The organism is Catellatospora sp. IY07-71, assembly GCF_018326265.1.
In the GTDB taxonomy this organism is placed as follows: Bacteria; Actinomycetota; Actinomycetes; order Mycobacteriales; family Micromonosporaceae; genus Catellatospora.
Genome location: NZ_AP023360.1, coordinates 1485084 through 1505812, shown reverse-complemented (window position 1 = coordinate 1505812; position 20729 = coordinate 1485084). Strand labels below are relative to the sequence as shown.

22 protein-coding genes are annotated in these 20729 nt (G+C 72.3%); 7 read left to right on the top strand and 15 right to left on the bottom strand.

The genetic code is table 11. The features are described from left to right. Nucleotides 1–2: 2 nt before the first annotated feature. The 6 genes from CS0771_RS06900 to CS0771_RS06875 all read right to left on the bottom strand — a co-directional run bounded on the left by CS0771_RS06900 (nt 3) and on the right by CS0771_RS06875 (nt 4897). Nucleotides 3–1229 carry a P-loop NTPase gene (locus CS0771_RS06900; protein ID WP_212840265.1) on the bottom strand — a complete coding sequence of 409 codons (1227 nt, stop codon included), beginning with the start codon at nt 1227–1229 and terminating at the stop codon, nt 3–5. Between the two features lie 9 nt (nt 1230–1238). Then, on the bottom strand, nt 1239–2003 hold the full coding sequence (cpaB, locus tag CS0771_RS06895; RefSeq protein ID WP_212840264.1) for a Flp pilus assembly protein CpaB: 765 nt from the start codon (nt 2001–2003) through the stop codon (nt 1239–1241). 25 nt (nt 2004–2028) lie between these two features. Beyond that, entirely contained in the window at nt 2029–3171 is a 1143-nt protein-coding gene (locus CS0771_RS06890; RefSeq protein ID WP_212840263.1) for a pilus assembly protein TadG-related protein, read from the bottom strand. Then, the gene (locus CS0771_RS06885; RefSeq protein WP_212840262.1) at nt 3159–3563 is read right to left on the bottom strand and encodes a TadE/TadG family type IV pilus assembly protein; all 405 of its coding nucleotides are present in this window, start codon (nt 3561–3563) and stop codon (nt 3159–3161) included. Before CS0771_RS06885 ends, CS0771_RS06890 begins: the two co-directional genes overlap by 13 nt. A 28-nt stretch (nt 3564–3591) precedes the next feature. Then, entirely contained in the window at nt 3592–3783 is a 192-nt protein-coding gene (locus CS0771_RS06880; RefSeq protein WP_203752890.1) for a Flp family type IVb pilin, read from the bottom strand. Nucleotides 3784–4174: 391 nt separating this feature from the next. Continuing rightward, entirely contained in the window at nt 4175–4897 is a 723-nt protein-coding gene (locus tag CS0771_RS06875; RefSeq protein ID WP_212840261.1) for a prepilin peptidase, read from the bottom strand. Nucleotides 4898–4990: 93 nt separating this feature from the next. Here CS0771_RS06875 and CS0771_RS06870 point away from each other — a divergent pair, with 93 nt between their 5' ends. From CS0771_RS06870 to CS0771_RS06860, 3 genes are all read left to right on the top strand, one after another. Further along, nucleotides 4991–5473: a hypothetical protein gene (locus CS0771_RS06870; protein WP_212840260.1), complete on the top strand. Its 483-nt coding sequence runs from the start codon at nt 4991–4993 to the stop codon at nt 5471–5473. Nucleotides 5474–5483: 10 nt separating this feature from the next. Further along, nucleotides 5484–6005 (top strand): DoxX family protein, encoded by a 522-nt coding sequence (locus CS0771_RS06865; protein ID WP_212840259.1) that lies wholly within the window; start codon nt 5484–5486, stop codon nt 6003–6005. A gap of 308 nt (nt 6006–6313) precedes the next feature. Continuing rightward, nucleotides 6314–7732, top strand: coding sequence for a glycosyltransferase 87 family protein (locus CS0771_RS06860; protein WP_212840258.1), 1419 nt, complete (start codon nt 6314–6316; stop codon nt 7730–7732). 99 nt (nt 7733–7831) lie between these two features. On the opposite strand, the gene CS0771_RS06855 is transcribed toward CS0771_RS06860, so the two are convergent. The 4 genes from CS0771_RS06855 to moaCB are packed head-to-tail and all read right to left on the bottom strand — an operon-like array spanning nt 7832 to nt 10565. Next, the gene (locus tag CS0771_RS06855) at nt 7832–8254 is read right to left on the bottom strand and encodes a molybdenum cofactor biosynthesis protein MoaE (RefSeq protein ID WP_212840257.1); all 423 of its coding nucleotides are present in this window, start codon (nt 8252–8254) and stop codon (nt 7832–7834) included. After that, nucleotides 8251–9438 carry a molybdopterin molybdotransferase MoeA gene (locus CS0771_RS06850; RefSeq protein ID WP_244870648.1) on the bottom strand — a complete coding sequence of 396 codons (1188 nt, stop codon included), beginning with the start codon at nt 9436–9438 and terminating at the stop codon, nt 8251–8253. Before CS0771_RS06850 ends, CS0771_RS06855 begins: the two co-directional genes overlap by 4 nt. Continuing rightward, on the bottom strand, nt 9435–9557 hold the full coding sequence (locus CS0771_RS39225) for a hypothetical protein (RefSeq protein ID WP_256442792.1): 123 nt from the start codon (nt 9555–9557) through the stop codon (nt 9435–9437). The genes CS0771_RS06850 and CS0771_RS39225 overlap by 4 nt, the downstream gene beginning before the upstream one ends. Before the next feature lie 9 nt (nt 9558–9566). Then, nucleotides 9567–10565, bottom strand: a complete 999-nt coding sequence (gene moaCB, locus CS0771_RS06845) for a bifunctional molybdenum cofactor biosynthesis protein MoaC/MoaB (protein WP_256442871.1) — start codon at nt 10563–10565, stop codon at nt 9567–9569. 373 nt (nt 10566–10938) lie between these two features. Here moaCB and CS0771_RS06840 point away from each other — a divergent pair, with 373 nt between their 5' ends. Together CS0771_RS06840 and CS0771_RS06835 are read left to right on the top strand one after the other, a co-directional pair. Next, nucleotides 10939–13416, top strand: a complete 2478-nt coding sequence (locus CS0771_RS06840; protein ID WP_244870646.1) for a bifunctional diguanylate cyclase/phosphodiesterase — start codon at nt 10939–10941, stop codon at nt 13414–13416. A gap of 41 nt (nt 13417–13457) precedes the next feature. Beyond that, nucleotides 13458–14813 (top strand): glycosyltransferase 87 family protein, encoded by a 1356-nt coding sequence (locus CS0771_RS06835; protein WP_244871316.1) that lies wholly within the window; start codon nt 13458–13460, stop codon nt 14811–14813. Between the two features lie 195 nt (nt 14814–15008). Here the strand turns inward: CS0771_RS06835 and crcB are convergent, their stop codons facing one another. From crcB to dnaB, 4 genes are read right to left on the bottom strand one after another with little or no spacing between them, the layout of a single operon-like run. Further along, the gene (gene crcB, locus CS0771_RS06830) at nt 15009–15371 is read right to left on the bottom strand and encodes a fluoride efflux transporter CrcB (RefSeq protein WP_212840254.1); all 363 of its coding nucleotides are present in this window, start codon (nt 15369–15371) and stop codon (nt 15009–15011) included. Continuing rightward, nucleotides 15368–15691 (bottom strand): DUF190 domain-containing protein, encoded by a 324-nt coding sequence (locus tag CS0771_RS06825; RefSeq protein WP_212840253.1) that lies wholly within the window; start codon nt 15689–15691, stop codon nt 15368–15370. The genes crcB and CS0771_RS06825 overlap by 4 nt, the downstream gene beginning before the upstream one ends. Beyond that, nucleotides 15673–16065: a CrcB family protein gene (locus CS0771_RS06820; RefSeq protein WP_212840252.1), complete on the bottom strand. Its 393-nt coding sequence runs from the start codon at nt 16063–16065 to the stop codon at nt 15673–15675. The genes CS0771_RS06825 and CS0771_RS06820 overlap by 19 nt, the downstream gene beginning before the upstream one ends. Nucleotides 16066–16101: 36 nt before the next feature. Beyond that, complete coding sequence (gene dnaB / locus CS0771_RS06815) at nt 16102–17484, bottom strand: replicative DNA helicase (protein ID WP_244871315.1); 1383 nt, start codon at nt 17482–17484, stop codon at nt 16102–16104. A gap of 345 nt (nt 17485–17829) precedes the next feature. On the opposite strand from dnaB, the gene CS0771_RS06810 reads away from it, so the two are divergent. Next, nucleotides 17830–18462 (top strand): hypothetical protein, encoded by a 633-nt coding sequence (locus CS0771_RS06810; RefSeq protein ID WP_212840250.1) that lies wholly within the window; start codon nt 17830–17832, stop codon nt 18460–18462. 177 nt (nt 18463–18639) lie between these two features. Then, a complete protein-coding gene (locus CS0771_RS06805; RefSeq protein WP_212840249.1) occupies nt 18640–20091 on the top strand; it encodes a von Willebrand factor type A domain-containing protein in 1452 nt (483 codons plus the stop codon). A gap of 177 nt (nt 20092–20268) precedes the next feature. Here CS0771_RS06805 and rplI read toward each other — a convergent pair whose 3' ends face one another. Beyond that, nucleotides 20269–20718, bottom strand: coding sequence for a 50S ribosomal protein L9 (gene rplI / locus CS0771_RS06800; protein ID WP_212840248.1), 450 nt, complete (start codon nt 20716–20718; stop codon nt 20269–20271). Between the last annotated feature and the right edge of the window lie 11 nt (nt 20719–20729).

Sequence of the window (20729 nt, the reverse complement as noted above, 5' to 3'; positions counted from 1 at the left end):
TGTCAGCCCTTCTTCCGTGCGAAGATCCCGCGCTTGACGGGGGCGGTGCCCAGGAACCGCTTCTCGGCCAGCTCGCGGATCGCGCCGCTGACCGGGTGCTGCGGCTGCCCGGCGGCGAGCGGCACGCCCCGGTTGGCCGACAGCGGCACGTCGCGGCTGCTCGGCACGAAGCCGACGATCGGCACCCGGATGACCTTCTCGATCTCGGTCATCGACAGCCCGACCTTGGAGTCCGCACGGTTCAGCACGACGGTGCGGGCTTCGCGCCGGTAGTCGAGCAGGTCGAACATGTCGAGCGTGACCCGCAGGTTCTTGAGGGACGGCAGCTCCGGCGTGGCCACCAGGACGTAGTGGTGGGTGGCGTCCAGCGCGGCCAGCATCTGCTCGGTGAACGCGCTCGCGGTGTCGATCACCACGAAGTCGTACATGCCGCGGGCGAGATGGATGACCTCGGTGATCAGGTCCCGGGTCACCTCCTCGGCCTGGGCCGGCTGCACCGGGGCCAGCAGCACGTCCACCGACACCCCGGGGCCCGGCTCGTAGCGGGTCAGCAGGGTGCGCAGGCCGGTCTCGTCGATCCGGTCGGCGACCGGGACGGCGTCGACGATGGTCCGCTGCGGCGAGAGCTGCAGCATGATGGCGACGTCGCCGAAGGCCAGGTCCAGGTCGATCAGGCAGACCCGGCGGCCCCCCGTCGCCTTGTTGCCCTGCGCCAGGGTGATCGCCAGGTTGGTGGCGACGGTGCTCTTCCCGCAGCCGCCCTTGGCCGAGAAGACCGTGATGACCTGGGCCTCCGCCGCCTCCTCGAAGCCGGCGGGGGACGGCGCCGGGCCGCCCGGCACCGCGGCCCGGCCGGTGGGCCGGGCCTGCTTCTGCACGAGCTGCCGGGACAGGTCCCGGGATCGGGCGCTCGCGGCGAGCAGCGCGGCGTGGTCGGACGGGTCCACCACCTCGCGCACGCCCGCCTTGAGCGCGTCGGCCAGCACCTGCACGTCGAGCTCCGGCCGGAGCAGGATCACCCCGAGTTCCGGACGGCGCAGGCGGCACTGGCCGGCGAACTCCACCGCGTCGGCGAGCGGCGCACCCGGGCCGAACAGCACCAGCTGCTCGTCCCGGTCGGTGTTCACCTGCTCGACCAGCGCCTGCGCCGACTCCACCACCACCGCCTCACCCAGCAGGGTGGCCAGGTGATGGGCGTAGCGGCGGTCGGCCTCGTAGATGATCGTCATGTCGTTGCCTCAGCGCAGCAGGGTGCGGTTGTCCACACCGGGCCCGAGGCGCGCCTCGGAGGTGTCGGTGAGCAGGGACAGGTAGAGCTCGCCGATGCGCAGCGCGTGGATGACCTTCTCCGCGTCGGCCTGGGTGACCGAGATGGTGACCAGCAGCGTGACCTTCCCGGTCTCCTCCACCTCGCCGCTGGCCTGCTGCGCCGACGTCACGCCGTCCGCGCCGTACGCGCCGACGGCCAGCACCTCGACCCGCGGCAGCAGCAGCCGGGTGCTGAAGTTGGACTCGCCGGTGGCCTCCTTGAAGGCCTTGTCCGCCATCTTGAAGGTGCCGAAGACGGCGATCTGGGAGCCGGGCCGGACGAACCCGCCCACCTCCTCCTCGGCCGCGAGCTTCAGGCTGACCGCCATCATCTTCTCCGGCACGGCGACGCCGCCGGACAGCTTGGTCGCGGCCCCGAACATGCCCTTGAGCAGGAGCTGGCGTGCCTGTACATCGTGCGTGAGCACCAGCTCGTCCAGCTCGGCCGGGATCTCGATCAGGCTGTCGGCCGGCAGCGCGCCGGCCGGCATGACGATCGTCTCGAACAGCTCGCGTGACCGGACCGACGCGCCCGTGGTGCCGGCGGGGATCCGCTGCTTCGCGACGAGCACCGTCACCGCGGTCTGCCCCGCGGCGACCGAGTTGCGGGTCTTGCTCACGTAGAGCAGGACGGCGGCCGTGCCGACCACCGCCAGGACGATGGCGAGCACCACGCCGAGAATGCGCCGGGTCATGTCTGATTCCTTCTTTGGTACGCGGTCAGCCGATGGTCTTGATGACGGTCGCGCCGTAGTTCGTCGTGCTGCTGAACCCGCCGCTCCACGGCAGGAGCGCGTTGGTGAAGTAGCCGAAGATGCACACGTCGCCCGGAGAGCACTTCGTGGCGGGGTTCAGCCAGGAGGGGACGTCCTTGACGCCGGGGAACAGGTTGCCCCAGCCGGTGATCACGAAGGCGGCGAAGCCTTCGAGCCGGTAGACGCCCCCGCTGCCGGTGCCCGTGGCCTCGTTGTAGATCGGCACGATGACCGGGGTGCGGTCGTCGCGCGCCGCCACGAAGACGGCCTCGCAGGACTTGACCACGTCGCTGCCGGGATCGACGCCGTACATGCCGGCCGACGAGATGAGCGTCTGGCAGGTCGCCGCGTCCGGGGTGTCGGTCCAGCCGAAGTCGCCGGGCAGATCGGCACCGGACTTCTTCTTCTCGCACGGATCCGCCGGGCTGCCGCCGGGCTTGCCGCCGCCGGGGGACCTCGTCCTGAGCACGACCTCGTAGGAGCCGGCCGGGACGGCCGGGGGCGGGGGCGCCAGGTCGGTGCCGCTGCCGGTGGCGTCGTTCCACTCCGTCAGGCAGAACGTCAGCGCGACGCCGACGCCGGGCGAGCCCCAGCCCACCCGGGAGCAGGCGCCCACCGTGGTGCCGCTGTAGCCGTCGACCAGGGTCTGCGCGAACGACGCCGGGTAGATGTAGCTGCCGCCGTTCGTCTCGGTCTTGGTGCGCACCTCGACGTACGTGGCACCGGACGGGACCGTGCCGATGCAGTCGGCGAGGTTGCCGCCCGGGACGGTCGAGCAGGGCGTGAGGCGGCTGTCCGAGCCGCAGACCCGCACGATCGCCGAGTCGCCGTCCCGCGCGTTGCGGTCGGCGTAGCCCGGCACCGTGCTCGCCGCGGCGAGGCACTCGTTGCCGCGGGTCACGTCGCCGCGCTGGGCGCAGTCGAGGGCGACGGCCATCGCCGCCGCGTCCGCGCCGGACTGCAGCTCTTCGCGCTCGGCGTAGAGCTGCCCGATGTCGACGACCAGCGCGGTCATGCCGAGCAGCACGCCGCCGGCGAGCAGGATGGCGACGATGGTGGCGACCGCGCCGGCATCCCTGCGGCGGCCGAGGATCCTCAGGCGCGACACGGCATGACTCCCTTGCCCGTGATGGTGATGTCGTCGCCGAACGAGGCGCCGCCGAACATGCTGGCGATGCCGCCGACCGGCGTGATCCATTCGAACGTGTAGGTGACGACCACCGTGGCGTCCGAGCCCGCGGTCGGGCTCGCCGGGCAGAACGTGCTCGCGCCGGTGTCGACGGTGTAATCGGTGTTGACCTTGTTGACGCGCGTCTGCGCCGCGCCGGCCACCGAGCTGATGGTGGCGGCCCGGGCACCTTCCCGGGCCGCCTCCGTGACGCTGATCTGAGCGTTCAGCATCCGGCCGAAGTCGATGATGCCGAGCACGAGCAGCAGGAGCAGCGGGAGAACGAACGCCATCTCCACTGCGGCCGCCCCGCGGTCGGCTCTCTCATTCATCACGAGACCTCAGCGATTCAGGACTCGATCAGCAGGTGCCCGCGTCGGCGACACAGTCCGAGGCGTCCTGGAACATGGCGGCGAGGTTGTCGCCGAGGGTCACGACGACCACCACGATGACCATGGCGATCAGCGCGACCATCAGGCCGTACTCGACGGCGGTGGCACCACGGTCACGGTTCGCCCAGGCGGCCTGAGCCTTGGTGATGAGCTTGAGCATGTGCAAAGCACCCCCAACAACGGCCGAACCGCATCAGGCGGCCGGTCCACGACAGATGACGACCGAGCGGCCGCCAGGAGGCAGCCTGCCCAGTCAGCCACAACCCGTCACTCCGTTGTCACGGCACGGTCACACCGCGATCGAGGCGGCCCCGGGATGCTTTCAGTTGAACACTCAACGTGATCGGCGCGTATCGAGTCCACCCGGCGGTGACGTACGCACTGTGACGCGACTGGGACGTTCGGCCGATGCCATAGGGCTTCGGTAAGGGGCAAATCGGGCAGGATGTCCACGATCCCGGTGCCGGTCCGGGCGCCGCCGGTGTCACGGGCGGCCGCCTGTCGTCTAGCCGACAAATTTCTGCGAGCATCACTCCTGGGGGTGACCCGGCTCACCGGGACGCGGGCAGCAGCAATCCCACCACGACCAGCGCGAGCAGCGCTCCGGCCAGCAGCGACGGGCCCATCGGCAGCGACCCGCGCCAGCCGACCCGGCGCAGCGCCAGCAACACCACGGCCACGACCCCGTTCAGCAGCACCGCGAGCAGCCCCCCGAGCACCACGACCGGCCAGCCGAACCAGCCCAGCAGCATGCCCAGCACCCCGGCCAGCTTGGCGTCCCCGAGCCCGAGCTGCCCGCCGGTCAGCAGCGACATCAACCCGAACACGCCGAGCAGCGCCGCTCCGGCGCCCAGGGCGCGGCCGTACGCCGACCAGCCGCCGCCGGTCGCGGCCGCCAGCGCCAGCAGCGCCGCGACGGCCACGGCCAGCCGCCACGTGATCGGGTCGGGCAGCCGCCGCACGGCGAGGTCGATCGCGGCCAGCAGCACCCCGGCCACGCTCAGCAGCAGCCCGGCGGCCAGCACCCAGCTCTGCCCGGACAGCGCCGCCGCGGTGAGCCCCGCCGACACCGCCCCCACGGGGACCGTCCACCATGGACTCGGCCCCGGGCGTACCCCACAGGAAGCGCACCGGGCGGAGAACCGCAGCCAGCCGGCCGGCCCGGCGGGCAGCGGCGCTTCGCAGGCCGCGCAGCCGGTCCGGGCGGGCTCGCCCCACGGCACCGACAGGCGGTACGCCACCAGCGGGGTCAGCGCGCCGAAGATGGCACCCACGGCAGGTGACAACATCGTTACGGAGGAGTCGAGGGACATGGCGCGCACGGTACCTTGGCTGGCACCCCGATCTCGTCCCCGCGGAGCACGGTTTTGCACACCCCCGACGACCGCCCCCCTGCCGACCCCCTGGAGCAGAAGACCGAGCTGCTGCCCATCGTGCAGGCCCCACCCCGGCCCCGGATGGGCGGACGCGGACCCGCCGTCATCGGCATCGGCCTGCTCGCCGCCTCACTCGTGATCTTCGCCGGTGTGCTGATCGCGCTGAAGCTGGTGCCCAACCCGTTCGCCGAGGAGGCGCCGCCCATCCCGGTGACCACGGCGTCGCCGTCCGGCCCGCCGCGTACGGCGCGGTTCGCGCAGCCGGGCGACTGCGTCGCCAACCACGGCACCGAGCAGGACCCGGACCTGGTGCTCACCGAGTGCGCGCCGGGTGCGCTGGAGGTGCTGGCCCGGTTCGACGCGACCAACGACACCGGCGAGTGCGCCGGCGTGCAGGGCTACCGCTACCACTACTTCTACGACAGCGAGCTGACGGGTTTGGATTTCGTCCTTTGCATGGGGGAACGTCCTTGATAATGGCGGTATGAGACCAGTACGGGGGGTCGCTCGCGCCCTGCTCGGAGGACTGTTCGTCGCCGCCGGCGCGAAGGCGCTGCTGAAACCCGACCGGTACGCCGTGCAGGCCGAGCCCCTCGCGGAGCAGGTCGCGCCGCTGCTGGAGTCGGTCGACCCGCGGCTGCCCACCGAGCCGCGCACCCTCGTCCGGGTGAACGCCGGAGTCCAGGTGATCGCGGGGGCCATGCTGGCCACGGGCACCGCGCCGCGCCCCGCCGCCGCCGTGCTGGCCGGCACGCTGATCCCCGCCACGATCGTGGGCCACCCGTTCTGGCGGATCCAGAACCCGGCGGTGCGCAACAACGAGCTGGTGCACTTCGCCAAGAACCTGGGCCTGCTGGCCGGCCTGCTGCTGGCCGCGGCCGACACCGCCGGCTCACCGAGCCTCGGCTGGCGGGCCAACCGGGCCATCCATGACGCGCAGAAGTCCGCCCACAAGTCCATTCGCAAGGCGCAGCAGAAGGCATCGGCTCAGCTCCATCTGGACTGAGCGCCCGGGCATAACTACGCCGTCACCGGGTACCTCCGGGCAGAGCCCTCCGCGGGCCCGTTTCTTCGTTCCGGTCGGTGCCGTTGCGACATACGGAGAGTGGCGTTCTCCCAGCCTGGCGGGCTGGTGTGACGCCAATCACGCTATCTTCGCAGGCTGCGTTAACCAGCTAGAAATGTCGCAAAGGCGTGTGGGATCGGACACGGTCGGGTAACACGGGAGGTACTGGAGTGGTGCGCCGTTCTAGGCTGCTCGGCAGACACGAACGGGAGACCGAAACCCCGAACCCTGAAGGAGGTGGCGACGCCATGCCGGCACTCGGCGTGCGCCGTCTGCCCCGCCTGTCGCAGAGCCACCGCATTCTCCGTGATCTGAGATCCCTCAGCTGGGATCGTCGCACCTTCGTCCGGTTCGGCATCGTCGCCGCCGTCTGCTACGTCGCCTGGGTGACGGAGCAGAACTTCGGACGGTGGTACGACTTCTTCGACATGAAGATCTATCACGGCGCTGTGGTGTGGTGGAGCGGCGGCGGAGAGCTGTACGAGTACATCGCACCTGACACGACGCTCGGGTTCACCTACCCCCCGTTCGCCGCGTTGCTGATGCTGCCCATGGCCGCGCTCACTCCCTCGGCCGCCGGGTTGTTCAACCTCCTGTTCGGGCTGACCGCGCTGGGCTTCGTGCTGACCGCGCTGCTGGTGCCGGTCGCCGACCGCTGCGGCTGGCCGCGCTGGATGACGGTCGCCGTCGCGCTGCCGCTGTTCGCCGCGATCGAGCCGGTGCGCGAGACGCTCGGCTTCGGGCAGGTCAACCTGCTCCTGTTCGCACTGATCATGGCGGACATGGTGGCGCTGCGCCGGGGCTGGCGCTGGGCTGGCGTGGGCATCGGCATCGCCACCGCGATCAAGCTCACGCCCGCGCTGTTCATCGTGTACTTCCTGGTCAGCCGCCAGTGGCGGGCCGCGCTCACCGCGGTCGGCGCGACGCTGGCCGCCACGGCCGCGGCGTACCTGATCGTCCCGCACGAGTCCACGGCCTACTTCGGCAGTGTGCTCTGGCAGACCGAGCGCGTCGGTGCCGCCGACATGACCCCGAACCAGTCGCTGGCGGGCCTGCTGTCCCGGCTGTACGACACCACGACCGCGCCCAGCCTGCTGTGGATCGCGTTCACGCTGGTGCTGCTCGCGGTCGGGCTGACCCGCGCCGCCGCGGCACACGCCGAGGGCGACGAGCTGATCGCGTTCACCCTGGTCGGCCTCACCGCGAACGTGGTCAGCCCGATCTCCTGGACGCACCACCTGGTCTGGGTCGTGCCGGCCGTCATCGCGCTGGGCGACCAGGCGCTGCGCCGCCGCGCGGCCGGCCGCGGCCTGGCCGCCCGGGGCAGGTCCACCCCGGGCCTGCGCGAGCCGATCTGGTTCCCGGCGCTCGTCGGCACCCGGCACGGCGGCGCGGCGGTGGCCCTCTACCTGCTGTTCCTGATCTCCCCGATCTGGCCGTACGAGCACCAGCTGCCGGGCGTCTCGCACTACGCCGACGGCCTCTTCGGCATGCTGGCCGAGAACTCGCTCGCGATCGCCCTGATCGCCCTGGTGGCGGCGCTGCCGTCGCGGCCCGGCGCGGAGCCCGCGTTCGGCAACCTCACCACGGCCCGCATCCCGCTGGCCCGCCCCACCGCCGCGGCCCCGCGCCGCGACACCCCGGTCGCCGCCAACGCCGACCGCTGACCTCCGCCCGCGGGCCTGCCCCGCACTTTCCGGGAAACTGCTGTCATCGGGTACGCCGAGACAGCAGTTTCCCTGTTTCTGCGCCCAAAGCAGCAGCGCTCAGGGGCAGTTGACCCACTCGTCGGTGCCGTCGGCGAAGACCTGGTGTTTCCAGATGGGCAGGCGCTCCTTGACGCGGTCGACGAGGCGGGCGCACACGGTGAAGGCGGCGGCGCGGTGTGCGGTGGAGACCGCGCAGGCCAGCGCCACGTCGCCGATGGCGAGCGGGCCGTAGCGGTGGGAGACCGCCACGGCGTACACGTCCGGGTCGGCTGCCAGCTCGGCCGCCACCTCCCGCAGCACCTCGGCCGCGTTCGGGTGCGCCTCGTAGGTGAGGGCGTCCACCGAGCGGCCGTGGTCGTGGTCGCGGACCACCCCGGCGAAGCTCACCACCGCGCCCGCCCGGGGGTCGGCGACGGCCCGCTCGTGCGCCGCCACGTCCAGCGGCTCGACGGTCACCTCGGCCAGCACGACGCGGTTCACGGCACCTCCACCAGCTCGACGGCGTCCCCGGCGCGGCCGGTGCCGCCCGGGGGGATGACGGCGAACCCGCGCGCGCCCGCGAGGCCGCGCAGCATCGCCGAGCCCACGTGCGAGACCGGGCGGGCCAGGCCGTCCACCGGGTCGACGCGCACCAGGGCCAGGTGGGTGTAGTCGCCGCGTCCCGGCACCGGCTCGCCCAGGGTGACCCGGGGCAGCACCGGCTCGGGTCGCCCGGTCAGGCCCGCGAGCAGCGGGATCACCAGCGACACCAGGGCGACGACGGCCGACTGGGGGTTGCCGGGCAGCCCGGCCACGAACCGGGTACGCCCGCCGTGCGGCACCGCCGCGACCAGCATCGGGAAGCCGGGCCGCACGGCCACGGTGTTGACGACGTACTCGGCGCCCAGTTCGGCCAGCGCCGGGTGCAGGTGGTCGACCGGCCCGTGCATGGTGCCGCCGGTGGTGCAGACCAGGTCGGCCCCGCCGTCGAGCGCGGCCCGCAGCGCCGCCACGTGCGCGCCCAGCGTGTCCTGGATCGGCGCGACCGGGTTCTCGCACGTCACGCCGAGCCGGCGCAGGTACGCCGGGATGGACGGCCCGAGCGAGTCGCGGATACGGCCCTCGGCGGGCGGCCCGGCGGTCAGCAGCTCGTCACCGAAGATCAGCATGGCCGCCCGGGGCGCGGGCCGGACCTGCAGCGTGTCCAGCCCGCACGAGGCGGCCAGCCCGATCACGCCCGGCGTGACCGGCGTGCCGACCGGCAGCAGCGGCTCGCCCGCGTGGGCCTCCTCGCCCGGCACCCGCCACTCGCGCTCGCTCTTGGGCGTGCCGTCCACCAGGTCGCCGCTGCGGGTCGCATGCTCGATACGCAGGATGGCCTCGGTGCCCTCGGGCACCATCGCGCCGGTGGCGATCTCGACGCCGGTGCCGTCGGCGGCCAGCGGGGCGGGCACGCTGCCCGCCAGCACCTGCCCGTGCACCCGCCACGGCCCCCGGCCGCGCAGCGCGAAGCCGTCCACGCTCGCGGTGGGGAAGGCGGGCAGGTCGGTGACCGGCGCCAGCGGGGCGGCCAGGGTCAGCCCGTCTGCGTCGGCGAGCGGCACGGCGACCGGCGGGAGCTGCGCCCGCCGGCCCGCCGCGTGCACCGTGCGCCGCGCGGACGCCCAGTCCTCGGGTGCGCTCACACGTCCTCCTCGAAACTCTGGTCGGCGGCTCCGGCGCGGCCGTCACGGCGGCGCGCCGCCGCGCCCGCGGACGGTGCGGTGCCCGGCGCGGCCGCGGTGCGCACGCCGTGCCCGCTCATGGTTCGACCCTAGTCGTGGGCGTTTCCACCGGATGACGCCGGATGGTCCGCGCCGCGCAGCTGCTCCACCGCGTGCGGGAGCACCTTCGCGAGCACGGCCAGGCCGTCGCGTACGCCGCCGGTGGAGCCGGGCAGGTTGACGATGAGGGTGCGCCCGGCCACGCCCGCGACGCCGCGGGACAGCGCGGCCAGGGGAGTGGCCCCGGCGGCGCGCACCGCGTCGGCGATGCCGGGCACCTCGTAGTCGAGCAGTGACCTGGTCACGTCGGGAGTGCGGTCGGTCGGGCTGATGCCGGTGCCGCCGGTGGTGACGATCGCGTCCGGCCGCTCGGCCAGCGCGTCGCGCAGCGCCCGCCGCACCGGCTCGCCGTCGGGCACCACGACGACCTCGCCCACCTCGCAGCCGAACTCCCGCAGGCCGCCGGCGAGCAGCGGGCCGCCGGTGTCGGCGTACACCCCGGTGGCGGCGCGGGTCGACGCGACGATGACGCGGACCTTGGGCGCCCCGCTGTTTGGCCGCGGCTTCTCCTGGGAAATGGCGCTCATGGCTCCGCGCTCCCAGAGGCCGGTCTTGCCGCCCTCCTTGCGCAGCACCCGCACGTCCTGGATGGACGCCGCGGGATCCACCGCCTTGATCATGTCGATGAGCGCGAGCCCGGCCGCCGCGACGCAGGTCAGCGCCTCCATCTCGACGCCGGTGCGGTCGGCGGTGCGCACGGTCGCGGCGATCTCGACGCCGTCGCCGGTGACGGTCAGGTCGACGGTGACGCCATGGATGGCGATGGGGTGGCACAGCGGAACGAGTTCGGGGGTGCGCTTGGCGGCCATGATGCCGGCGAGCCGGGCCACCCCGAGCGCGTCGCCCTTCGGCACGCCCTCGCCGACCAGCAGGTCCAGGACCTCACGCGTGGTGACCACGCGTCCGGCAGCCACCGCTGTACGCAGCGTGATCTCTTTGCCCGCCACGTCGACCATCCGCGCTTGCCCACGTTCGTCCACATGCGTCAGGTGAGGTGAGGTAGGAGCTGTTCCTTCTGTCACGACATGAGCCTAGTTGCTTCGCGGGAGACGATGGGAGGCGAACACAGCGCGTAGGCGATCCACCACCAACCGTGATAAATCGCCTTGAATATTTGAAATGTGAATGCATCCCTAGAATTCGACCGTCAAGAAACTACGCTCTGCAGCAGAGCTTGACAAGCAGCGGGCGAGACGGAGGACTGGCAGATGCGAACCCACGACTGGCACTGAGAATCGCTTAGGCTGTTGGCGACTCACGACCATCTGTCTCTGACGGAAGAGGTCCGACGTGGCCGCCCAGACCGCACCCTCGCAGCAGACCGATCGGCAGCTCCGGCTGCTCGTCGGTCTAGTTGCGTGTGTGGCCCTCGGTGTCCTGGTCGCCGCCCTCGTCGGCGTGGCGTACACGGAGTTCAGCTCCGGCCTCGCGGTGCGGGTCGGCGCCCTGGCGCTGATCATCGCGATCGCCGGCGTGACCTACGTCCGGGTCCGGATCAGGTCCACCAACCACGACATCTCCTGGACCGACTCGGCGATGCTGGTCGCCGTGGTGATGCTGCCCCTGCCGTGGGCCGTGCTGGCCACCGCCGTCGCCGTCACCATCGCCAAGTCGATCCACAAGCTGCGCGGCATCAAGTTCGTGTTCGGCGTGGCCAAGGAGTCGATCACCTGCGGACTCGCCGGGCTGATCCTCACCGCGGCCGGGGGAGTCGCCGACCGGCCGCTGGACAGCCTCGGCCCGCTGGCGCTCGCGTACGCCGGGCTCGTGCTGGCCGACGACCTGATCGCGATCCCGGTGCTCGCCCTGGCCACCGGCACCAGCGTCAAGGACCGCTTCCTGTCGAACCTCGACCTCACCTGGGCGTCGGCGTTCGTGCGCTTCGCCGTCGCGGTGCTCGCCCTCGCGGTGCTGGCCGAGGAGCCCGGCCTGCTGGTGGCGATCCCGCTGATCGTGCTCAGCCTCCAGCTGACTTACCGCGGCAAGCTGCGCGCCCGCGCGGAGCGGCTGGCCTGGCAGCAGCTGGCCGAGGCGACCGACGCCATGAACGTGGTGCAGATGGAGACGGTGCTGCACACCGCCGTCCGCAACGGGGCCCGGCTGTTCTCCGCCGAGACGGTCGAGATCGACGTATCCCTCGACGGCGCACAGCAGCTCGTGCGCGGCACGCATCAGGGGATCACCTACCACGGCGCGCCCGACGAGGCCGCCGTCGACGCGCGCACCACGGCGGTCGTGCCGCTGATCGGCGAGCCGGACGGGGAGCGCGTCGGCGAGCTGCGGCTGTGCTTCCACGTGCCGGTCGCGCTGTCCGAGCGGGAGCAGTTCACGCTGCGGGCGTTCGCCGGGGCGCTGTGCACCGCGATCCGCAACGCGACCTCGTACGCCCAGCTGGAGCAGCTGGCTGGGCAGCACCAGCACGACGCCACCCACGACCTGCTCACCGGCCTGCCCAACCGGCGCCGGCTGCAGCTGGAGGCCGAGGACGCGCTCGACCGGCGGCAGCGCGGCCGCGGCGTCACCGCGCTGCTGGTGCTGGACCTCAACCACTTCAAAGACGTCAACGACGCGCTCGGCCACACCGCCGGCGACCAGGTCCTGATCACCGTGGCCCGCCGGCTCGAGGAGGCCGCCGGATCCGAGGCTCTGGTCACCCGGCTCGGCGGCGACGAGTTCGCGGTCCTCTACCGCGGCCTGCCCGCCCCCGCGCTGGCCCAGCACCGCGCGGAGAACCTGCTGGCCGTCCTGCATGAGCCGGTCGACGTCGACGGCATGCCCCTGGTCGTCAGCGCGGGCGCGGGCGTGGCAGTCGCCCCGTCGCGCGGCGGCTTCGTCGAGCTGCTGCGCCGCGCCGACATCGCCATGTACCAGGCCAAGCGCACCGGCCGCGTGGTCGCGGTCTACGCCCGCGAGGACGACACCGCCGACCGCGGCCGGCTCGTCGTCGGCGGCATGCTGCCCCGCGCGGTGGCCGAGAAGGAGTTCACCCTCCAGTTCCAGCCCATCGTCGACCTCGCCGGGGGCGAGGTGATCGGCGCCGAGGCCCTGGCCCGCTGGCAGCACCCCGACAAGGGCATGGTCGACCCGCGCAGCTTCCTCGAACCCATCGAGCGCTCGGGGCTGCTCACCGCGTTCACCGACGCGGTGCTGGACCAGGCCCTGGCCGGGGCCGCCCGCTGGCGCGAGCTGGGCTGCCGGTGGCCGGTCGCGGTCAACATCTCCCCGCGCAGCCTGCTCGACCGCCGCCTGCCCGCCCTGGTCACCCGCCGCCTGGACGACCACGGCCTGCCCGGCGACGCCCTGGTGCTGGAGCTGACCGAGTCGCACACCGTGAGCCAGCTGGACATCGTGGACAAGGTGCTGGCCGAGCTGATGGAGCTGGGCTGCGCGATCGCCCTCGACGACTTCGGCACCGGCTACTCCTCCCTGTCCGTGCTGCCCCGGGTGCCCGCCACCGAGCTGAAGATCGACCGCTCGTTCGTCATGCAGATGGAGAACACGCCCAGCTCCGCCGCGGTCGTCCGGTCCACCGTCGAACTCGGCCGCCACCTCGACCTGCTCGTCGTCGCCGAGGGCGTGGAGCGCGACAGCCAGCGCCGCCTGCTGTGGGACCTGGGCTGCACCGCCGGGCAGGGTCACCTGTTCGCCAAGCCGATGCCGCTGGCCGAGATCCTGGACCTGGTCGGCGCGGGCGACGGCACGGTCCGGCTCGCCGAGCCGCTGCACGACCCCAAGGCCGTGGTGCGGCTGCCCGCCAAGCGCAGCCCCGGCCGCGCCGCCCGGCAGTCCGGCCCCACGGGTGCCGCCGGCGGCGGGCGGGTGTCAGACTCCACGGCGTGAGCCGACCCGCCGACACCACCCAGGACGCACCCTCGTCCGACCTGCCCCGCCCAGGTGCCGCCGGCCGGCTCTGGCGCCGCGTCGACCACGCCGCCGGTGGCCTCGCCGCCGATCTCGGCCTGTACGCCCTGTCGGCCCTGTTCGCCTGGTCCACCGCGAGCGGCTCCACCCTCGCCGCGCACCGCGCCTGGGGCGCCGTCGCCCTCTGGGGCTACCTCGCCGCCACCCTCCTCACGGTGGCCCACCTCGTCCTCCACCGCCGCCGCCCCGCCCGCCAAGATCGTTCGACTTGCCTGGCACATGGGCGAAAGTGCGCGCAAGATACGCCCGATTGCCAGGCAAGTCGAACGATCACGGGCGGGTCCGGCGGGATCGGAGCCGTCGCCGGGGTGGCCGGCCGGGCGTGGACGACCGCGGGGGTATGGGTCGCGGTGGCGGTGGTGCCGCTGGTCATGCAGGCGGTGCAGCGGGCCGGCGGGGTGCTCGGGCGGGCGCAGGAGGAGGTGCTCGTCGTCGAGGAGTCGGCGCGGCGGCTGCTCGACACCGGCACGCCATACCTCGGGCGCGACGGCATCGCCGCGCTGCCGGAGCCGCTGCTCGGGTACACGCCGTACCAGCCGGGCATGGCGGTGTTCGGGCTGCCCCGGGCGGTGTTCGGCCCGGCCTGGTGGACCGACGCGCGGGTCTGGTTCGCCGTGGCGACCGCGGTGGCCCTGCTGCTCGCCGCGCGGCTGCTGCGCGACGGCACCGCGGCCCGCGACGCGCTGCTGGTACGCGCTCTGCAGGCCGCCACCGTGCTGCCACTGTGCGCGCTGACCCTCGCCACCGGCGGCGACGACCTGCCCGTGCTCGCGCTGTGCCTGCTCGCCTTCGCGCTCGCCGCGCGCGGCCGCTTCGGCTGGTCCGGGATCGCCATGGGCGCCGCCGCCGCGATGAAGCTGCTGGCCTGGCCGATCGCGCTGGTCCTCGGGGCGTACGCCCTGGTCCGCCGCTCCGGCGGCCGTTACGCCGCGGGCGCGGCCGGGCTGCCCGTGCTGGCCCTGATCCCCGCGCTGCTGGTGGACAGCGCCGCGTTCGTGGAGAACGTGATCCGCTTCCCGACCGGCCACGGCCTGGTCACCAGCCCCGCCGCCTCACCGCTGCTGGGCTGGCTGATCGCCCGGCACGTGCCCGGCGGACGCACCGTCGCGCTGCTCCTGCTGCTGCTCGCGGGCCTGGCCATCGGCCTCTGGCTGCTGCGCCACCCGCCCCGCGACGCCGGCACCGCCGCCCTCATCAGCGCCACCGGCCTGCTCACCGCCATCGTCCTCATGCCCTCCACCCGCTTCGGCTACCTCCTCTACCCCGTGGCGCTGGCCCTGTGGGCCCTCCCCCTCCGGCCACCCCCTTCGCGTTGATCATGAACTTATGGACGTGTTCGACGGCGTGTCACCACCCTGCCACCGTGATCACCGCAGCCCGCCGCTCCAACCGCGCAAGCCGGGCGAGCCGCGCGAGCCGTGATGGCCGGGCGAGGCACGCTGGCCGGGCAAGCCGCCGCGAGCGGAGCGTGGCGCGAGGGGAGCGGCGGGCAGGCGGTGGGCCCGGGGTGATCAGGAGGCGAGCAGATAGCCGGCTGCGGCGGCGCCCAGTCCGAGGGTGGCGCTGACCGCGACGTTGAGGACGGCGAGGCCCGTCGCACCGGTCTCGGCCAGCCGTAGCGTCTCGTAGCCGAAGGTCGAGTACGTGGTGAGCGCGCCGCAGAAGCCGGTGCCCAGCAGGAACATCAGCGACCCGGGCACCGCCCCGGCGACCGTACCCCCCGCCAGCAGGCCCAGCACGAACGAGCCCGCCACGTTCACGACCAGGGTCCCCCACGGGAACACCGAGTCGTGCCGGGACTGCACCGCCCGGTCGACGAGGTAGCGCAGCGGTGCACCCACCGCCGCGCCGAGCGCCACCAGCAGCACCGTCACCGGATCACCTCGACCGGGTCGAGCATGACCAGCCCCTCCAGGCCCAGCTCGGCGAGCTGCGGCAGGAACGCGCGGATGCGCTCCTCCGCGTCCACGATGAGCACCATCATCGGCAGTTCCTCGGCCAGCGACAGCAGCCGGTCGGTATGGATGCGCGAGTGCGTGCCGAAGCCCTCCACCCCGCGCAGCACCGTGGCCCCGGCCAGCCCGGCCGCGTGCGCCCGGTGCACGAGTTCGGTGTACATCGGCCGGTGCCGCCACCGGTCGTCCTCGCCGACCAGGATCGTCAGCCGCAGGCCCTTCACCGCCGCACCAGCCACCGGGTCACCACCGTCCCGCAGTACACCGCCGCCAGCGCCGCCGGCACCGTGCTCACCAGATACGCCACCGCGACCGCGGGCGCACCGGAATCGATCAACCGCACGATGTCGACGGTATAGGTGGAGAAGGTGGTAAACCCGCCAAGCACGCCGGTGCCCAGAAACGGCCGCAGCAGCCGGCGCCCCGGCCACACCTCGTTGACCAGCACCATCAGCACGCCGATGAGCGCGCAGCCGGTCACGTTGACCCAGAAGATCCCCCACGGGAACCCGGTGGGCGAGCCCGGCACCGCCAGGCTCAGCGTGTAGCGGCCCAGCGCGCCCAGCACCCCGCCCGCGGAGATCACCGCGAGCACGTCCCACTGCCGGCGCATGCCGCCGAACCTATCGGTCCCGTTGACCCGGACCGGTCACAGGGCCATGTCGACGAAGCGTGAGAAGTGCAGCTGCGCGGCGACGGTGATGGTGTCCGTCGGGCCGTTACGGTGCTTGGCCACGATGAAGTCCGCCTCGCCCGCGCGCGGCGACTCCTTGTCGTAGTAGTCGTCGCGGTGCAGCAGGATCACGACGTCGGCGTCCTGCTCGATCGAGCCGGACTCACGCAGGTCGGAGAGCTGCGGCCGCTTGTCGGTGCGCTGCTCGGGACCACGGTTCAGCTGGCTGACCGCGATCACCGGGCACTCGACCTCCTTGGCCAGCAGCTTGAGGCCACGGGACAGCTCGGAGACCTCCTGCTGGCGGCTCTCCGTCTTCTTCGGCGAGCTCATCAGCTGGAGGTAGTCGACCACGATGAGCTTCAGGTCGTGGCGCTGCTTGAGCCGCCGGGCCTTGGCCCGGATCTCCATCAGGTTCATGTTGGGCGTGTCGTCGACGAAGACCGGCGCCTCGGAGATCTCGCCCATGCAGCGGGCGAGCTTGGTCCAGTCGTCGTCGGACAGCTGGCCGGAGCGCAGCACGTGCAGCGGCACGCGGGCCTCGGCGGACAGCAGACGCATCACGATCTCGGTCTTCGACATTTCCAGCGAGAAGATGGCGCTGGCCATGTTGGCGCGAACCGCAGCGTGGCGGGCAAAGTCCATTGACGCCGTTGACTTTCCAAGACCAGGTCGGCCGGCCACGATGATCAATTGGCCCGGCTGGAGGCCGCTGAGCAGGCGGTCCAGGTCGCTGAAGCCGGTGGGCACGCCACGCATGCTGCCGTCGGCGGCGCCGACCGCCTCGATCTCGTCGAGCGTCGGCTGGATCATGTCGGCCAGGATCGCGAAGTCCTCGCTGGCGCGGCGCTCGGTGACGTCGTAGATGGCCTGCTGGGCCATGTCGACGACGTCGTCCACGTCGCGGCCGGACCCGGCGGCGGAGCCGTAGCCGAGCTGCACGATCTTCGTGCCTGCCTCGACCAGGCGGCGCAGCACCGCGCGCTCGCCGACGATCCGGGCGTAGTAGGAGGCGTTGGCCGCGGTCGGCACCGCCGAGATGAGCGTGTGCAGGTACGGCGCGCCGCCGATACGGCCCAGGTCGCCTGCGCTCTCCAGGGTCGCCGCAACGGTGATCGCGTCGGCGGGCTCGCCGCGGCCGTAGAGGCCGAGGATCGCCTCGAAGACCGTGGAGTGCGCGGGCTTGTAGAAGTCGTTCGCGCGCAGGATCTCGACGACGTCCGCGATCGCGTCCTTCGAGAGCATCATGCCGCCGAGCACGCACTGCTCGGCCGCGACGTCCTGCGGCGGGGTCTTCTCGAAGGGCACCTGCTCCGCGGCAGGGGTCGCCGGCTGGACAGCGGTGAACTGTCCCCGCACGCCGTCACCGACTGACGTCACGGCGCCACCCCCCTCACGAACCGATTCGATTGACCCTAGGCGCGGGGTGAACGCTGCACAAACACCCGCGTGGACAGGGTTGGGGGCAACCTGTGGACAACCCGGTACAGGCTGTGGGGGAGCCTGTGCACAGGGTGTGGACAACCCAACCCCACAGCCTGTGGATAACCTTCTGACCTGCGATTTTGTGATGCACAGGGTGTGCACAGAAGAATCTTGCCAAGATTTTCCGACGGCGTGGCGTACGTCATAAGATCGCTACTTGCCTATTCTCGCCGGTTCGGGGGATTGCCTGGGATATCGGTCTCGGCGACGCTCCCATCCGTGGGATATCCGGATTGGCCGGCGACCGGCGACGGCCGGGGGACGCCGCAGCACACGACGCCCAACACCCGGGCGGGCGGCTGGCCGCACCCGGCGGACCCCGCCGTGCCCCGTCAGCGCTCCGCCGCCGACCGCTACGGCGTGCCCGACGACTACGGCACCCCCGCCGACGCCGGATTCCACACGTACGTCAACAGCGACGGCTACGACGGCTACGACGACCGCTGGCCCGACAACCTCGCCGACCACCATCCGCAGGAGAGCTACGCCGGGCTGCCCGTGCCGTACGACGAGGCGGGACGCGGCGACCGCGACTACGGCGCCGCGCTGCTGTGGGCGGCGGGCTTCTACGCCGTGCCGCTGCTCGTCCTGATCGTCCGGGCACTGGTGCTGTCCGGCGAGCCGGACGCCGCCTGCGTGGCCGCCGGGCTCGGCGGCTGCGACTCGGCACGCTCGGCCGCGCTGGCAGACCTCATCAGCGCTTCCCCGCGCTGGGCGCTGGCGCTGGCCGGCGCGCTGGGCATGGCCGCGGTGCTGCGCTGGGCCAGCGACACCTGGCGCGCGGCCACCATCGGCTTCTGCGCCGCGGTGGTCGCCGGAGCGGGCACGACGGTGCTGCTCAGCATCATCTGACGCGGCTCCCGGCCGGAGCGGCCACATCACGGCTGATGCACGGATCGGTCACGTTTGATTCCGCTTTCGTCTCAGCTGTGCCACGGATGCGGTAAACGATCATCATCTTGCGTCCCATGAAGACCAGTCCCGTCCCGGGCCGCCACGGCGGCGCGGACGGCTTCACGGGAGGTCCTGATGAGACTCAGCATTCCCGCGGTGGCACTGCTCGCCGTGCTCGCGCTCACCGCCTGCGGTTCGAGCGACAGCGGCGAGCCCACCACCGCCCCGGCCGGTGACAACGGGTTCAGCCAGAACGAGGGCCGCCCGCAGCGTCCCGAGCGCGACGACCTGTCCACCTTCGCCCTCGACATCGACACCGCCTCGTACGGCTACGCGGCCGGCCGCATCAACGACGGGCGCCGGCCCGACCCGGACACGGTCCGCCCCGAGGAGTTCGTGAACTCCTTCGACCAGCACTATCCACAGCCTCGCGGCGACGGCTTCGCCGTGCACGTCGACGGTTCGCGGCTGCCCGCCTCGCACGAGGCGTCGCGCGAGACCCGCCTGCTGCGCGTCGGCCTGCAGACCCGGGCGGAGGAGAACGAGCAGCGCCGCGACGCCGCGCTGACCTTCGTCATCGACGTGTCCGGCTCCATGGACGACCCGGACCGGCTCGGCCTGGTTCAGGACGCCCTGCACTACCTCGTGGACCAGCTGCGCCCGACCGACGCGGTGGCGATCGTGACCTTCAACGACCGGGCCAAGGTGGTACGCGAGATGACCCGGGTGTCGGAGAAGGCGGTGCTGCGCGACGCGATCGACTCGCTGCGCGCCGGTGGCAGCACCAACCTGGGTGACGGCCTGGTCACCGGGTATGAGGTCGCGCGGGACGGATTCCGCAAGGGCGCCAGCAACCGGGTCATCCTGCTCTCGGACGGTCTGGCGAACACGGGCAACACCGACGCCGACCGTATGCTGCGCCAGGTCCGCGAGGAGGCGGACAAGGAGATCGCGCTGCTGGGCGTGGGCGTCGGCAGCGACTACGGCGACGCGCTGATGGAGCGGCTGGCCGACCGCGGCGACGGGTTCGTCGTGTACGTCTCCGAGCGGCGGCAGGCGCGTGACATCTTCGTCCGCCGGCTGCCCGCGACGCTGTCGCTGCGCGCGCTGGACGCCAAGGCGCAGGTGCAGTTCGACCCGAAGACCGTGGCGTCGTACCAGCTCATCGGGTACGAGAACCGCCAGGTCGAGGACAGCGACTTCCGCAACGACCGGGTCGACGGCGGCGAGATCGGTCCCGGGCACTCGGTGACCGCGCTCTACCTGGTGCGGCTCGCGCCCGAGGCGAGCGGCCGGGTCGCCGAGGTGCGGGTGCGCTGGCTGGACCCGAAGACCCGGCAGGCGTCGGAGACGTACGAGTCGATCGCCGCGGCCGACCTGTCCGGCGACTTCGCCGCGGCCGACCCGCGGCTGCGCGTCTGCTACGCCGCCGCGTTCTTCGCCGTCTCCCTACGCGGCGGCGAGGGCTCCCGCGACGTGAACCTTCCCGACCTCGCCCGCATCGCCGACGACGCCGCAGCCCGCCTCAACGACCGCCAAACCGACGACCTGGCCGACCTGATCCACAAAGCCACCCGCCTGACCTGACCCCGCCCCGCGCTCGCCGCGCCAAGATCACGTCGATCTTGCACGAAGTGTTAGGGATATGACCGGTTCGCCCGTGTCGCACCCACAGTTCGCGCAAGATCGGCGCGGCCGGGGGTGGCGCAGAAAGGCCGAGGCCCCCGGATCGCTGCAGCGGTCCGGGGGCCTCGGGCTTTGGTGTTACTTGGCGGCGACCACGTTCAGGTTGAACTTGGCGGTCACGTCGGGGTGCAGCTTGATCTGCACCGTGTAACCACCCGTCGACTTGATGTGGGCCGGCAGCTCGATCTTGCGCTTGTCGAGCACCGGACCGCCGGCGGTCTTGACCGCGTCGGCGACCTCGTTGGCGGTGACCGAGCCGAACAGTCGGCCGCCCTGGCCGGCACGCGCCGACAGGGTGACCTTCAGGCCCTCGAGCTGCGCCTTGATCTCGTTGGCGTGGCCCAGGTCCCGGACCTCACGAGCCGCGCGGGCCCGCTTGATCGAGGAGACCTGCTTCTCGGCGCCCTTGGTCCACAGGATCGCGAAACCCTGGGGCAGCAGGTAGTTGCGGCCGAAGCCGTCCTTCACCTCAACGATGTCACCGGGGCCGCCGAGGCCGGACACCTCGTGGGTCAGAATGATCTTCATCAGGTGTCCTC

Coding starts and splice junctions, on each gene's coding strand:
- CS0771_RS06900 (WP_212840265.1), bottom strand. CDS start 1,229: ATGACGATCATCTACGAGGCCGACCGCCGCTACGCCCATCACCTGGCC.
- cpaB (WP_212840264.1), bottom strand. CDS start 2,003: ATGACCCGGCGCATTCTCGGCGTGGTGCTCGCCATCGTCCTGGCGGTG.
- CS0771_RS06885 (WP_212840262.1), bottom strand. CDS start 3,563: ATGAATGAGAGAGCCGACCGCGGGGCGGCCGCAGTGGAGATGGCGTTC.
- CS0771_RS06880 (WP_203752890.1), bottom strand. CDS start 3,783: ATGCTCAAGCTCATCACCAAGGCTCAGGCCGCCTGGGCGAACCGTGAC.
- CS0771_RS06865 (WP_212840259.1), top strand. CDS start 5,484: ATGAGACCAGTACGGGGGGTCGCTCGCGCCCTGCTCGGAGGACTGTTC.
- CS0771_RS06860 (WP_212840258.1), top strand. CDS start 6,314: ATGCCGGCACTCGGCGTGCGCCGTCTGCCCCGCCTGTCGCAGAGCCAC.
- CS0771_RS39225 (WP_256442792.1), bottom strand. CDS start 9,557: ATGAGCGGGCACGGCGTGCGCACCGCGGCCGCGCCGGGCACCGCACCG.
- CS0771_RS06820 (WP_212840252.1), bottom strand. CDS start 16,065: ATGCGCCGGCAGTGGGACGTGCTCGCGGTGATCTCCGCGGGCGGGGTG.
- CS0771_RS06805 (WP_212840249.1), top strand. CDS start 18,640: ATGAGACTCAGCATTCCCGCGGTGGCACTGCTCGCCGTGCTCGCGCTC.
- rplI (WP_212840248.1), bottom strand. CDS start 20,718: ATGAAGATCATTCTGACCCACGAGGTGTCCGGCCTCGGCGGCCCCGGT.